Origin of the sequence: Pseudomonas sp. BJa3, assembly GCF_026343815.1 — a bacterium.
GTDB classification, from domain to species: domain Bacteria; phylum Pseudomonadota; class Gammaproteobacteria; order Pseudomonadales; family Pseudomonadaceae; genus Aquipseudomonas; species Aquipseudomonas soli.
In genome coordinates, this window is sequence record NZ_JAOXMC010000005.1 from 104,535 (window position 1) to 118,138 (window position 13,604).

Consider the following 13,604-nt stretch of genomic DNA (forward strand, 5'->3'; position numbering starts at 1 on the left):
GAAAGACATCAACGCAACTACTAACGGGCAGGCCCACTCCCACGGGGCTTTTTGAGCTTGTGGGAGCGGGTACAGCCGATTTAGGCGTTAGACGTTCGGCAGGGGCTATTCAGTAGAACTCCGTTGGCGACCCAACTCCACATCATCCATCACCGCCTTGGCCATATCGCTCATCAAGTGTGCTCCCCAGCCAAGGTTGACCTCGCCATCAGTCGCTGCAAGCAATGTCATGCGCTTCACGCAGGCCATGATCGCGGAAGCTTGTTCCATGGCTGATTTACCATCCTGCCTGGGTTCGACCCGGAACAGTGGTTGTGCACCATCGCCATAGCCGAATCCTGTGACGCCGGCAGTCTTGTCGTTCATCGTGTTTGCTCCCTTTTCAATGCTTGATCTGAAGCTTGCTCAGTGCCAGTTCCACCAGCCCGCGTGCGGCCTCGATTTCGTGCATCGTTGCCATGGACATACCGCGTGCAGTGCTGGTGACCTGGGTGAGGGCGTTCTGGTGGGTAACGGAGAGGGCGCAGAACAGACGTTCCGATATCTGGATAAGCAGGTCTTCGAGCGAGTGGGCTGTTTCGGGAGAAAGCGGTGGGTCGGGGACAATCTTCAACATGGTGAACTCCTGGCTTCGAAAGGAGCCATCACCACCTGCTGTCAAACAAGAGGGTGGCGGCAGTACGTGGGTTGACAGACCGAGGAAGCATAGGAACCCGGCGCACTCGAAAGTGCCCCACGCACAACCGCCATAAAGCCACTCAACCGAGACGGTGGGCGGGGTGAAGAAGATCGAAGCGCTGGGCGCGCTCAAACTGCTGTAGGGAGGATCCGCCAGCCTGGCCGCTATCGACGACCTGCACCAGGCCACCGGGCGCGATCTCAACCTGGTGGTGGGGCAGAAGCTCAATGCGGCGATCGGCGGCGACCTGCAGGAGCGCATCGAGGGCGTGCGCAAGAGCCTCGCGGCGGGCAGTCAGCGCCTACAGGCGCCGAAGACGTGGCTGGTGTCAGAAGAAGTTAACGTGCTGCAGGTGCTGTGCGGCGTGCTCGACCTGGTGCAAAAGATAAACACCGAGCTGGCTGGGCACGTCCATGGTCCGACGCCACCGCCGAGCAACGCGGCCGCGTTCACACGATGCGCCGGTTCTGCGCTCATGCTAGCGACAAGGCTCAAACCGATCACTTCATAGAAATGCGATTCAATTTTCGACGCGGTTTTCGATGCTCGCTTTAACAACAATTCCGACAATGTAAACGGCAAAGCCATGCGACGCTCGAAGTTGTTAATACTTGCGGAGCCTTGTGGTCGATTAATATTAACGTTTATTTTTTTACGAATGACTTTTTTGGAAAAAAATTCACCCGACCGGTGAGTAAAAAAGATTCCATTTAACGGAATCGTCAATTTTATAGAGCCCAGTGATGGCGCGGGTTACGCTGGACAGACGGCCGTCAGGGCGCACAAAAAACGAAGGCCCGCACAGCGTGCGGGCCTTCGGATGCTTGAGTTTGGGGCTTCACAAGAGGGATGTCTCGTGGTTACTATCTGCCCAACCTCTGAGCCGGGTACTGCTATCAAGCGTTAGGAACTTGAAGGCTATCTGTACCTGACGATGTCGTCAACTGCCGTCCAGCATGCTAATGCCCGTCCCCAATATTTCCGTTAGCGGTAATATTTAAAGTTTTGGGGAAGCTATATGTTTGTCGGCGGCCGGATCAGTGGGAAACCCTCCATGGATCGGAACCCCATTAACCACCGAGTAGATAGCCTTGAAGATCAGGCCGAAGTGGCGCCGTAGGTGCCAGTTATCAGCTTTCATAGTGTTGTACTTTATTAACTTATCAAACGGCGTCATCGACCTTTGTACGAAGGTTATGTCGTAAGAAAAACAGGGGCCTCGGCCCCTGTTCCTATTCAAACCGACACCACCAGGACTGAGCGTAGGCACAGCCGTCTATCACCTCAAAGCCACTCAGCACAAAACCTAACGTTGCCATGCCGGAAAGCTTGGCATCGTGAAGCGGGGGTAATGGCACTGGCTGCATGGGCAGATCAGGTCTGACCTCTGCCAGGTTCGTGGCTCGCCCCATCTTGGCATCCTGCACGCACTGTACAAACACATCACCTTTTACCGCCCGGTACGCCCGTCGCTCTGCTTTTGTGAGTTCAATACCACGGCAGCGCATTAGGGTAATGAGCATATGCATAGGCCTACTCTCCTGCTTCACCAGTGCTGATCGGCCAATACGTCATGGGCGTGTACTAAAGTCTCGTCAGCCAGCTCCAGCATTTCAGCCAGTGTCCCCGCGTCCACAGCATGGATGTCACGTAAGGCATAGGCTTGATGCAGAAGCTCTCGATGATGGGCCTTTGGCGACTTGAGCAGCGAGTTAACGTCTCGGAGCGGGATGTACCAGTCTTCGACAGGGATCGGCGCGGGGTAGGCTTTGGCCATGGGTATACCTCGAAATACACTGTATATGAATACAGTGTTCCGGAATCACCCCCATGCCAAGGGGGCGCTGACGAGCTGCAGGTGGCGACGCCAGCAAAAAGTCGTCTAGGCAAAAAAATATTGAGTTGGAAATTCACTTATCCCCCTCCCGCCGACGCGCCTTGCCTCGCGAAATAGTGCAAACCAACGGTGGGGTGCAGTGCATGCTGCAGGCCGCGCCGTCTGTGAGCTCTCGCAAGAGGGCGGCCATTTCACACTGTGAAAGAAAATGAAGGGTTGTGCAGCCGTGGTTGCACTATTCGGCGGGGGTAGTGGGGCGGGGCGGGTAGGCTGTAGGCCACGGAATCCGTGAGGAAGCGTCTGAAAAATCCCGAATCTTCCGGGTTTTTCATTTTGGGCAAGGTCATTTGAACCGGTGCAGATCGCACCAGGTGCAGAACGCCGATGCGCCTGGAGCCCCCGAACGATGGGGGCCGGCGCTTCTTCAGCGTTGCACAGCGTTTCAGTCCTGCTCAGCTGCCACCAAGGGGAGGTGCGGAAGGTTGGTTTCCTTCTTAAGGCGCTGGAACTCCTTGGCGACGACCGGGGTTAGCAGGCGATCCAGGGCGTGACGCAGCTGGATGGCCTGAGCCTCAGTCAAGCGCTTCACGGATCCTGTATGAGCGCTTGCACACGCCACCTCCTCAGGTGAGATACCGATCGTGTCCATCGCGCCATCGATGTAGCCGTCTAGGTACTCGCGGCGCTTGAACAGGATCGAGCTCTCGGGCGCTTCCTGGTAGTCCCAATGCACCTCCCATGCCGGGGGGCGTTTCGTATGACGTGCACATACACGCAGCGTTTGAGAAATTGGCCTATCACACCGCGATAGTCCCTCTACGGTAGGGGCTGTTTTCGTTACTCAACCGGGTCTGCTCCTTCCTGGGAGCGCTGATCAAGGCCATGGTGGAGGTGTACAGAAAGCATCCCGCACAGGTATCCGAGAGCTGCACCCAAGTCGTGTTCACCAGAGCTGCCGTTATGGGTATCAACAGCCGCGATAATCGTCCGTTGTAACTTGGTGAATTTTGACTCGGATGGTTCAAGCTCGTGGGCCATGGCGTTCCGCATTGCATTCAGATCGTTCACGGCTGACCAGAGCGGAGCCACGTCGCTCTGGTTTGGGTCGAGGGAGCGAGCCAACAAGGCGATTTGCTTAAAGCTCAGCCGAGCATCTTGAAGGTGATCTGGATTTGGGACGGCGCGGGTGCAGAAGTCGCGGAGGATCTGCTCCAGCATCAGATGGACCTTCAACAGTCCAGTATGATCATCCATCTCATCTACGAAATGCTTGTCCACCAAGCTTTGGTGCTTGCCTACAAACCCACAAAGTAGCGGGGAATCCTGATCCGTCATGGGCATCTCTTCCTTTAGCACATCCTCATCGCTGCAACCGGCTTATGCCTGAATTACGCTATGGGCACTTAGTGAGTGGGGCATGTTTCGCTTTGTTGCGCTTTTGCTCGATTTCCGCCCGCAATGGCGAGGTTACGTCGCTGCATTCTCTGCGCAGCCTCTTCAAGGCCGCTCGCAAAGTCGAGCGTGATGGCCGCTTGCTTTGCCGCGAGGCTCACCATGACTGGCATCGCGTTTATCCGGTTGAGCTCTTTAATTTCTTCGAGCGTGAAGTGCTTCCGAAAAGAGTTGGTCGCAATTTCAATCAGCTGATTCGTCGGTATGGACATATCTAGCATGCAGTCCACGGTGTCCTTGTCAGCCTTGTATTCAAGCCGATAGCGCTCGGCCCTTTGTTTTTCCAGGGCCTCAAAAGCGGTCCGTAAGCCAGAGGTTTCGACGTAGTACCTGATCTGTACATTGATGTCATCGCTAACCAATGCGGCATTGGTTACGCTGCTGGAAGGTGTGGAGATTTTGTCCCAGTTAGAAATCATCGCAGTGGCAATGACACCTATTACCCCGATCACGGCGATGATGATTTCGTTCCTGGTAGCCGAAGCCATTTTTCAACTCCTACTGAATTCAATCCTAGGCTTGCTGAGCAGCACTGTGCTGGGGAGGTGTGGGTGAATACTATTACGCCGAATTTACGCCAGGCGAAAAAAAAGACCTTGATATTCAAGGTCTTTCTTCGCTGATCTTGGTGCCCCGAGGGAGACTCGAACTCCCACTCCTTTCGAAAACGGATTTTGAATCCGCCGCGTCTACCAATTCCGCCATCAGGGCTTGTGGCGCCGCAGTATAGAGAGGTCGCCCAAGGCGGTCAATCGGCTTTCATGGTCAATTTTCACGCATTGGGCTAAACTTCCCGGCCCTGTCGAACCCGAACATCATCATGCGCGTCGCCGATTTTTCCTTCGAACTCCCCGATTCCCTGATCGCCCGCCATCCACTGGCCGAGCGTCATGGCAGCCGCCTGCTGGTGCTCGATGGCCCCAGCGGTGAGCTGGCCCACAAGCAGTTCACCGATCTGCTCGACTACCTGCGCCCCGGCGACCTGATGGTGTTCAACAACACCCGGGTGATCCCGGCGCGGCTGTTCGGCCAGAAAGCCTCCGGCGGCAAGCTGGAAGTGCTGGTCGAGCGCGTGCTCGACAGCCACCGCGTGCTGGCCCATGTGCGTGCCAGCAAGGCGCCTAAGGAAGGCGCGCAGATCCTCATCGACGGTGGCGGCGAGGCCGAGATGGTCGCCCGCCACGATACCTTGTTCGAGCTGCGTTTCAGCGAAGAGGTGCTGCCACTGCTCGAGCGCGTCGGCCATATGCCGCTGCCGCCGTATATCGACCGCCCCGACGAGGGCGCCGACCGCGAGCGCTACCAGACCGTCTACGCTCAGCGCGCCGGCGCCGTGGCCGCACCCACCGCCGGCCTGCACTTCGACGAGGCGCTGCTGGAAAAGATCGCCGCCAAGGGCGTCGAGCGCGCCTTCGTCACCCTGCACGTAGGGGCGGGTACCTTCCAGCCGGTGCGGGTCGACAAGATCGAAGACCACACCATGCATAAAGAGTGGCTCGAAGTGAGCCAGGATGTGGTCGATGCCGTGCAGGCCTGCCGCGCCCGTGGCGGGCGGGTGGTCGCCGTGGGCACCACCAGCGTGCGTTCGCTGGAAAGCGCGGCGCGCGATGGCGAGCTCAAGGCGTTCAGTGGCGACACCGACATCTTCATTTTCCCGGGCCGGCCGTTCCATGTGGTCGATTGCCTGGTCACCAACTTCCACCTGCCGGAGTCCACGCTGCTGATGCTGGTCTCGGCCTTCGCCGGTTACCCCGAGACCATGGCCGCCTATGCGGCGGCGGTCGCGAACGGTTACCGCTTCTTCAGTTACGGTGATGCCATGTTCATCACCCGCAATCCGGCGCCACGCGGCCCAGAGGATCAAGCATGAGTCGCACCTGTCGAATGTCGTTCGAACTGCTGGCCACCGACGGCAAGGCCCGTCGCGGCCGGCTGACCTTCCCCCGTGGCACGGTCGAGACCCCGGCCTTCATGCCGGTGGGCACCTATGGCACGGTCAAGGGCATGCTGCCGCGTGATATCGAGGCCATCGGCGCCGAGATCATCCTTGGCAACACCTTCCACCTGTGGCTGCGCCCGGGTACCGAAGTCATCAAGAAACACAACGGCCTGCACGATTTCATGCAATGGAAGGGCCCTATCCTCACTGATTCCGGTGGCTTCCAGGTGTTCAGCCTGGGCGCCATGCGCAAGATCAAGGAGGAAGGCGTGACCTTCGCATCGCCAGTGGACGGTTCCAAGGTGTTTATGGGGCCGGAAGAGTCCATGCAGGTCCAGCGCGACCTGGGCTCGGACATCGTGATGATCTTTGACGAGTGCACCCCGTACCCGGCCGAGCACGACGTGGCGCGCACCTCGATGGAGCTGTCGCTGCGCTGGGCCCAGCGCTCGAAGAACGCCCATGGCGACAACACCGCGGCGCTGTTCGGCATCGTCCAGGGCGGCATGTACCAGGACCTGCGCATGCGCTCGCTGGAAGCGCTGGTCAACATCGACTTCGATGGCCTGGCCATCGGTGGCCTGTCGGTGGGCGAACCCAAGCACGAGATGATCAAGGTGCTGGACTACCTGCCCGCGCAGATGCCGGCTGACAAACCTCGTTACCTTATGGGGGTAGGCAAGCCGGAAGATCTTGTAGAGGGTGTGCGCCGCGGCGTCGACATGTTCGACTGCGTGATGCCCACGCGCAACGCGCGCAACGGCCATCTGTTCGTCGATACCGGGGTGATCAAGATCCGCAACGCGTTCCATCGCCACGATGAATCGCCGCTGGATCCGACCTGCGATTGCTACACCTGCACCAACTTCTCCCGCGCCTACCTGCACCACCTGGACAAGTGCGGCGAAATGTTGAGCAGCATGCTGAATACCATCCACAACTTGCGCCATTACCAGCGCTTGATGGCCGGTTTACGCGAGGCTATTCAACAGGGTAAATTGGCCGCCTTTGTCGACGCCTTCTACGCCAAGCGCGGGCTTCCCGTTCCGCCTTTGGACTGACTGTTCGCAATCATTATTAGAAAATTCCATTAGGAGAGCCCAATGAGCTTCTTTATCCCCGCCGCCTACGCGGACGCAGCAGCACCCGCCGCCGGCCCAGCCGGTACCGGCTTCGAGTGGATCTTCCTGGTCGGCTTCCTGGTCATCTTCTACCTGATGATCTGGCGCCCGCAGGCCAAGCGTGCCAAAGAGCAGAAGAACCTGCTGAGCAACTTGCAAAAAGGTGACGAAGTTGTCACCAACGGCGGCATCGCCGGCAAGATCGTCAAGGTTGCCGATGACTTCGTGGTCCTGGAAGTGTCCGACAATGTCGAGCTGAAGTTCCAGAAGGGCGCCATTGCCGCGACCCTGCCAAAAGGTACGCTCAAGGCTATCTGAGTTACCGGTTTCATTTTTCCAGTCGGGGCGCGCAAAGCGCCCCGCGTCTTGAACGGGCGGCGTGATGCTGAACAAATACCCTCTGTGGAAATACCTGCTGATCGTGGCTGTACTGGCGGTCGGCTTCATTTATTCCGCACCCAACCTCTATCCGGATGATCCGGCGGTGCAGATCAGCGGCGCCAGTTCCGCCCTGCATGTCAGCCAGGCCGATCTCGATCGCGTCACCAAGGCGCTGACCGATGCCGGCATCACCGTCAAAGGCGGCAACCTGGGCGAGAAGGGCAGTGCGCTGGTGCGCCTGACCAACCAGGAAGACCAGCTGCCGGCCAAGGATGTGGCGCGCAAGGCCCTCGGTGACGACTATGTCGTGGCCCTGAACCTGGCCCAGACCACTCCGCAGTGGCTGCGCAACCTGGGTGCCAGCCCGATGAAGCTCGGCCTGGACCTGTCCGGTGGTGTGCACTTCCTGCTGGAAGTGGACATGGACAAGGCCATGACCGCGCGCATGAAAGTCTACGAAGGCGAGGTCAAGACCTTGCTGCGCAAAGAGCGCGTCCGCTACCGCAGCCTGCCGCAGCAGGACGGCGGGATCATGCTGGGCTTCGCCGACGATGCCACCCGCGAACAGGCGCGCAGCCTGATCCGCAAGAATTTCAGTGATTTCGACCTGACCACCACCGAGCGCAACGAGCTCGCCGTGCTGCGCCTGGCACTGACCCAGGCCAAGATCGCCGAGATCCGCGAATACTCCATTAAGCAGAACCTGACCACCGTTCGCAACCGTGTGAACGAGCTGGGCGTGGCCGAGCCGCTGGTGCAGCGCCAGGGCGCCAACCGCATCGTGGTCGAGCTGCCGGGCGTGCAGGACACTGCCGAAGCCAAGCGTATCCTCGGCAAGACCGCCAACCTGGAGTTCCGCTTCGGTGCCGAGCCAGGCGCGTCCAAGGCCACCACCGAGGTGTTCGAGTTCCGCGAAGGCGGCCGCTCCGCTCCGGTCGAGCGCGGCCTGATCATCACCGGTGACCAGGTGACCGACGCCCAGGCCAGCTTCGACGAGCACGGTCGCCCGCAGGTGAACATTCGCCTAGACGGCCATGGCGGCGAGCTGATGAGCCGCGCCACGCGCAGCAACGTCGGGCGCAGCATGGCGGTGATCTTCATCGAGCAGAAGCCGGTCACCCGCTACCAGAAGCAGGTGGTCGACGGCGTGGAGAAAGAAGTCGCGGTGCAGACCTTCCAGGAAGAGAAGAAAATCATCAGCCTGGCGACCATCCAGTCGCCGCTGGGCAGCCAGTTCCGCATCACCGGCCTGAACGGCCAGGGCGAGTCGTCCGAACTGGCCCTGCTGCTGCGTGCCGGTGGTCTGGCCGCGCCGATGTACTTCGCCGAAGAACGTACCATTGGCCCGAGCCTGGGCGCCGACAACATCACCAAGGGTATCGACGCCTCGCTGTGGGGCATGCTCTTCGTGTCGCTGTTCATCATCGCCATCTATCGTGCCTTCGGCGTGCTGGCGACCATTGCCCTCGCGGGCAACATGGTCCTGCTGCTGGCGTTGATGTCGCTGCTGGGCGCCACCCTGACCCTGCCGGGCATCGCGGGTATCGTGCTGACCATGGGTATGGCGGTGGACGCCAACGTGCTGATCTTCTCGCGTATCCGTGAAGAGATCGCCGCCGGCATGTCGGTGCAGCGCGCCATCCACGAAGGCTTCAACCGGGCCTACTCGGCGATCGTCGACGCCAACCTGACCACCTTGCTGGTCGGCGGCATCCTGTTCGCCATGGGTACCGGCCCGGTCAAGGGCTTCGCGGTCACCATGTCCCTCGGGATTTTCACCTCGATGTTCACCGCCGTCATGGTGACCCGCGCACTGGTCAACCTGACCTGCGGCGGGCGTGACATCAAGAAGCTGTGGGTTTGAGGGAGCTGCGATGAAAACCATCAACTTCATGGGCGTGCGCAATGTCGCGTTCGCCATTACCGTGCTCCTTACCGTGCTGGCGCTGTTCAGCTGGTGGCACAAGGGCCTGAACTTCGGCCTGGACTTCACTGGCGGCACGCTGATCGAGCTCACCTATGAGCGCCCGGCGGACCTGGAGAAGGTGCGTACCGAACTGGTCGGCTCTGGCTTCCACGATGCCGTGGTGCAGAGCTTCGGCGCCACCACCGACCTGCTGGTGCGCATGCCGGGCGATGACCCGCAACTGGGCAACCGCGTGGCCGAGGCGCTGCAGAAGATCGGCGGCGACAACCCGGCCACGGTCAAGCGCGTCGAGTTCGTCGGCCCGCAGGTGGGTGAAGAGCTGCGTGACCAGGGCGGCCTCGGCATGCTTCTGGCCCTGGGCGGCATCCTCATCTACCTGGCGTTCCGCTTCCAGTGGAAGTTCGCTGTGGGCGCGATCATTTCGCTGATCCACGACGTGGTGGTAACCCTGGGTATCCTGTCGTTCTTCCAGATCACCTTCGACCTGACGGTGCTGGCGGCGGTGCTGGCGATCATCGGCTACTCGCTCAACGACACCATCGTCGTGTTCGACCGGGTGCGCGAGAACTTCCGTGTGCTGCGCAAGGCCTCGCTGATCGAGAACATCAACATCTCGACCACCCAGACCCTGCTGCGGACCGTCGCCACCTCGGTGTCGACCTTGCTGGCGATCGCTGCGCTGCTGTTCTTCGGCGGCGACAACCTGTTCGGCTTCTCCCTGGCGCTGTTCATCGGCGTCATGGCGGGTACCTACTCGTCGATCTACATCGCCAACGTGGTGCTGATCTGGCTGAACCTGAGCAGCGAAGACTTGATCCCGCCGGTCAAGGCCGAGGGTGTGGACGAACGTCCGTAAGGCTTGGTCCTGCGCCGCCTGGCGTAAAGAAAGGCGCGAGTGTTGAACTCGCGCCTTTTTTTTTGCTCCAAGGCAAGGAGAAGGCGGGCCATATCCCCGCAGGTACGATCAGGAGGTTCACGTGAACAAATCAATGCTGGTGGGTGCGGTTCTGGGTGCTGTCGGTGTGACTGCCGGAGGTGCTGTGGCGACCTACAGCTTGGTGAACAAGGGGCCTGAGTACGCCCAGGTCACCGACGTGCAGCCGATCAAGCAGCAGGTGAAGACGCCGCGTGAAGTCTGCAAGGATGTTACCGTGACGCGTCAGGCGCCGGTCAAGGATCAACACCAGATCGCCGGCACGGTGGTCGGTGCGCTCGCCGGTGGCCTGCTGGGTAACCAGATCGGCGGCGGTACCGGCAAGAAGATTGCCACCGTGGCCGGCGCGGTTGGTGGTGGCTATGCCGGCAACAAGGTGCAGGAGGGCATGCAGGAGCGTGACACCTACACCACCACGCAAACCCGGTGCAACACGGTCAATGACATCAGTGACAAGGTCGTGGGCTACAACGTGACCTATTCCATTGGTGATCAGGTCGGCAAGGTGAAGATGGATCACGAGCCGGGCTCGACCATCCCGCTGGACAAGAACGGCAAGCTGATCCTGAGTCAGAATCAGCCGGGGCAGTAAAGCAGGTTCAGTACTCTAAAACGAAAAAAGCACCTCGAGAGGTGCTTTTTTTGTGCTCGCTGTCGGCGCTTAGCGCTTCATGTGTTCCGGCAGGTGCGGCTGGATGGCAGTCAGCACGGCCTTGAAGCACTTGATGTTGCCCGCGACGATGTGGCCTTTTTCGAGGAATTCGTGGCCACCGTTGAAGTCGCTGACCAGGCCGCCCGCTTCCTGGATCAGCAGCACGCCTGCGGCCATGTCCCACTCGGACAGGCCCGACTCCCAGAAGGCGTCGAAGCGGCCGGCGGCGACATAGGCCAGGTCCAGGCTGGCGGAGCCGGCGCGGCGGATGCCGGCGGTCTGGCCGGTCAGGGCGCGGAACATGCCCAGGTAGTTGTCCAGGTCGGCCATCTGGTTGTCACGGAACGGGAAGCCGGTACCCAGCAGGGCGCCTTCCAGGCTGGTGCGCGAGCTGACGCGCAGCCGACGGCCATTGATCTGGGCGCCACGGCCGCGGCTGGCGGTGAATTCTTCCTGGCGAACCGGGTCGACGATCACGGCGTGCTCGAGGCGGCCACGGTATTTGCAGGCGATGCTGACAGCGAAGTGCGGCACGCCACGCAGGAAGTTGGTGGTGCCGTCCAGCGGATCGATGATCCACAGGTAGTCCTTGCCTTCTTCGCCGGTGCCGGCGTGCAGGCCAGTTTCTTCGCCCTGGATGGAGTGGTTCGGGTAGGCCTTGCGCAGGGCCTCGACGATGACCTTCTCGGCGGCGCGATCAACCTCGGACACGTAGTCCTTGGCCTGCTTTTCGTCGACTTTGATGCTGTCCAGGCGTTCGATGGAGCGGAAAATCAGTTCACTGGCGCTGCGAGCGGCGCGCAGGGCGATATTCAGCATAGGCTGCATGGGAAGGTCACCTGGAGATGTTAAAGAGGAAAGCCGGCCATTCTAGCAGAAATCTTTGACGACAGAAGTGTCACATTTGCTTTCATGGCGTTACGCTGGTCGGTTCTGTAAGATCGAACGCTCCTTTTTCTGCATCCGAGAGCACGACACCTTGCTGCAAAATATTCGTGTTGTCCTGGTCAATACCAGCCACCCCGGCAACATCGGCGGCGCTGCGCGTGCCATGAAGAACATGGGCTTGTCGCGCCTGGTGCTGGTGCAGCCGAAAGAATTCCCGGCCGCCGATGCCTCGGCGCGCGCCTCGGGTGCCGACGATGTGCTGGCCGGCGCCCAGGTGGTCGACAGCCTCGAGCAGGCACTGGTCGGCTGCAGCCTGGTCATGGGCACCAGCGCCCGCGAGCGCAGCATCCCCTGGCCGCTGATCGGCCCCCGTGAGTGCGGCACCAAGGCGGTGGAGCACGCCCTGGCCGGCGAGGAAATCGCCCTGGTGTTCGGTCGCGAGCACGCCGGCCTGACCAACGAAGAACTGCAGCGATGTCACTTCCACGTGCACATTCCCTCCAATCCCGACTTCAGCTCGCTGAATCTGGCCGCCGCAGTCCAGGTGCTCGCCTACGAGGTGCGCATGGCCTCGTTGGCGGTGCAGGACACGGCGCCAAAGGTCGAGAAGGCGGACGCCAATGAGTTGGCGACCATGGACGAAATGGAGCTGTTCTATGACCACCTGGAAAAGACCCTGGTGGACATCGGCTTCCTCGACCCTGCCAAGCCCAAGCACCTGATGCCGCGCATGCGCCGGCTGTATGGGCGCAGCTCGGTCGAGCGTACGGAAATGAGCATTTTGCGCGGCATCCTCACCGAGACCCAGAAAGTCGTCCGGGGCGAGCCGCATAAACGGAAGGACTGAACGATGTTCGAGCGTCTGCGTGAAGATATTCAAAGTGTTTTCCATCGTGACCCGGCGGCGCGCAATGCCTTCGAGGTGCTGACCTGCTACCCGGGCATGCACGCCATCTGGCTGCACCGCCTGGGCAATGCCCTGTGGAAGCGCGATTTCAAATGGCTGGCGCGCCTTGTGTCGAACTTCGGCCGCTGGCTGACCGGCATCGAGATCCACCCGGGTGCGACCATCGGCCGGCGCTTCTTCATCGACCACGGCATGGGCATCGTCATTGGCGAAACCGCCGAGATCGGCGACGACGTGACCCTCTACCAGGGTGTCACCCTTGGCGGCACCAGCTGGAACAAGGGCAAGCGCCACCCGACCCTGGAAAACGGCGTCGTGGTCGGTGCCGGGGCCAAGGTCCTGGGCCCGTTCACCGTTGGTGCCGGGGCCAAGATCGGCTCCAACGCCGTGGTCACCAAGGCGGTGCCCGCCGGCGCCACGGCGGTGGGCATCCCGGGACGGATCATCGTCAAGACCGAGGATGACGCCGTCGAGGCCAAGCGCAAGGCCATGGCCGAGAAGATCGGCTTCGACGCCTATGGCGTCAGTGGCGACATGCCGGACCCGGTGGCGCGCGCCATCGGCCAGATGCTCGACCATCTGCAGGCCGTCGACGAGCGCCTGGAGGGCATGTGTGGCGCGTTGACCCGGATGGGCAGTGACTACTGCGCCAAGGAGCTGCCGGCGCTGCCCGACGACGACTTCGCCGAAGCCTGCGTCGAGCTGAAGCAGGGCGACACTCGGTCGCATTGATTGCGCCGGCCCGATACAAGGGGCGTGTGCTTGCGCCCCTTGTCTGCTACACTCGCGGCCGCCTCCCGCATGCATACCCGACTAAAGCACTAGGTCTTATAGTTGACTTAAATGCTCGGGAATCGCATACTCGCACACATCCTGTAACTCCCGTG

General features: G+C 60.7%; 16 protein-coding genes, 1 tRNA gene and 1 pseudogene. 9 read left to right on the forward strand and 9 right to left on the reverse strand.

Annotated elements, in window-relative coordinates; translation table 11 throughout:
* Positions 1-105: 105 nt before the first annotated feature.
* Complete coding sequence (locus OH705_RS07325) at positions 106-366, reverse strand: DUF3077 domain-containing protein (RefSeq protein ID WP_267301640.1); 261 nt, start codon at positions 364-366, stop codon at positions 106-108.
* Positions 367-382: 16 nt separating this feature from the next.
* Positions 383-616 carry a hypothetical protein gene (locus OH705_RS07330; RefSeq protein WP_023629291.1) on the reverse strand — a complete coding sequence of 78 codons (234 nt, stop codon included), beginning with the start codon at positions 614-616 and terminating at the stop codon, positions 383-385.
* Between the two features lie 139 nt (positions 617-755).
* Between OH705_RS07330 and OH705_RS07335 the strand changes: the two are divergent.
* A pseudogene (locus tag OH705_RS07335) lies at positions 756-1,190 on the forward strand (hypothetical protein); the annotation flags it as partial.
* Positions 1,191-1,911: 721 nt separating this feature from the next.
* Here OH705_RS07335 and OH705_RS07340 read toward each other — a convergent pair.
* The 6 genes from OH705_RS07340 to OH705_RS07365 all read right to left on the reverse strand — a co-directional run bounded on the left by OH705_RS07340 (position 1,912) and on the right by OH705_RS07365 (position 4,679).
* Entirely contained in the window at positions 1,912-2,208 is a 297-nt protein-coding gene (locus OH705_RS07340; protein ID WP_267301641.1) for a hypothetical protein, read from the reverse strand.
* 17 nt (positions 2,209-2,225) lie between these two features.
* Positions 2,226-2,456: a hypothetical protein gene (locus OH705_RS07345; RefSeq protein ID WP_267301642.1), complete on the reverse strand. Its 231-nt coding sequence runs from the start codon at positions 2,454-2,456 to the stop codon at positions 2,226-2,228.
* A 502-nt stretch (positions 2,457-2,958) separates the two neighbouring features.
* Complete coding sequence (locus OH705_RS07350) at positions 2,959-3,249, reverse strand: hypothetical protein (protein ID WP_267301643.1); 291 nt, start codon at positions 3,247-3,249, stop codon at positions 2,959-2,961.
* 104 nt (positions 3,250-3,353) lie between these two features.
* The gene (locus tag OH705_RS07355; RefSeq protein ID WP_267301644.1) at positions 3,354-3,851 is read right to left on the reverse strand and encodes a hypothetical protein; all 498 of its coding nucleotides are present in this window, start codon (positions 3,849-3,851) and stop codon (positions 3,354-3,356) included.
* A gap of 68 nt (positions 3,852-3,919) precedes the next feature.
* Positions 3,920-4,456, reverse strand: a complete 537-nt coding sequence (locus tag OH705_RS07360) for a hypothetical protein (RefSeq protein ID WP_267301646.1) — start codon at positions 4,454-4,456, stop codon at positions 3,920-3,922.
* Between the two features lie 138 nt (positions 4,457-4,594).
* Positions 4,595-4,679 (reverse strand) — tRNA-Leu (locus OH705_RS07365).
* Between the two features lie 109 nt (positions 4,680-4,788).
* Here OH705_RS07365 and queA point away from each other — a divergent pair.
* The 6 genes from queA to OH705_RS07395 all read left to right on the forward strand — a co-directional run bounded on the left by queA (position 4,789) and on the right by OH705_RS07395 (position 10,862).
* Positions 4,789-5,838 carry a tRNA preQ1(34) S-adenosylmethionine ribosyltransferase-isomerase QueA gene (gene queA, locus OH705_RS07370; protein ID WP_046854244.1) on the forward strand — a complete coding sequence of 350 codons (1,050 nt, stop codon included), beginning with the start codon at positions 4,789-4,791 and terminating at the stop codon, positions 5,836-5,838.
* A 14-nt stretch (positions 5,839-5,852) separates the two neighbouring features.
* The gene (gene tgt / locus OH705_RS07375) at positions 5,853-6,968 is read left to right on the forward strand and encodes a tRNA guanosine(34) transglycosylase Tgt (RefSeq protein WP_023629281.1); all 1,116 of its coding nucleotides are present in this window, start codon (positions 5,853-5,855) and stop codon (positions 6,966-6,968) included.
* A 42-nt stretch (positions 6,969-7,010) separates the two neighbouring features.
* Complete coding sequence (yajC, locus tag OH705_RS07380; RefSeq protein WP_023629280.1) at positions 7,011-7,346, forward strand: preprotein translocase subunit YajC; 336 nt, start codon at positions 7,011-7,013, stop codon at positions 7,344-7,346.
* A gap of 64 nt (positions 7,347-7,410) precedes the next feature.
* On the forward strand, positions 7,411-9,273 hold the full coding sequence (gene secD, locus OH705_RS07385; protein ID WP_038706774.1) for a protein translocase subunit SecD: 1,863 nt from the start codon (positions 7,411-7,413) through the stop codon (positions 9,271-9,273).
* Between the two features lie 10 nt (positions 9,274-9,283).
* Positions 9,284-10,192 (forward strand): protein translocase subunit SecF, encoded by a 909-nt coding sequence (gene secF, locus OH705_RS07390; RefSeq protein WP_102682082.1) that lies wholly within the window; start codon positions 9,284-9,286, stop codon positions 10,190-10,192.
* Positions 10,193-10,313: 121 nt separating this feature from the next.
* Positions 10,314-10,862, forward strand: a complete 549-nt coding sequence (locus tag OH705_RS07395; RefSeq protein WP_023629277.1) for a glycine zipper 2TM domain-containing protein — start codon at positions 10,314-10,316, stop codon at positions 10,860-10,862.
* Between the two features lie 69 nt (positions 10,863-10,931).
* On the opposite strand, the gene suhB is transcribed toward OH705_RS07395, so the two are convergent.
* Positions 10,932-11,750 (reverse strand): inositol-phosphate phosphatase, encoded by an 819-nt coding sequence (gene suhB, locus OH705_RS07400; protein WP_038706773.1) that lies wholly within the window; start codon positions 11,748-11,750, stop codon positions 10,932-10,934.
* A gap of 151 nt (positions 11,751-11,901) precedes the next feature.
* Between suhB and trmJ the strand changes: the two genes are divergently transcribed.
* Both trmJ and cysE read left to right on the forward strand, forming a co-directional pair.
* Positions 11,902-12,657: a tRNA (cytosine(32)/uridine(32)-2'-O)-methyltransferase TrmJ gene (gene trmJ, locus OH705_RS07405; protein ID WP_046854249.1), complete on the forward strand. Its 756-nt coding sequence runs from the start codon at positions 11,902-11,904 to the stop codon at positions 12,655-12,657.
* Positions 12,658-12,660: 3 nt separating this feature from the next.
* Complete coding sequence (gene cysE, locus OH705_RS07410) at positions 12,661-13,449, forward strand: serine O-acetyltransferase (RefSeq protein WP_023630640.1); 789 nt, start codon at positions 12,661-12,663, stop codon at positions 13,447-13,449.
* Positions 13,450-13,604: the final 155 nt, after the last annotated feature.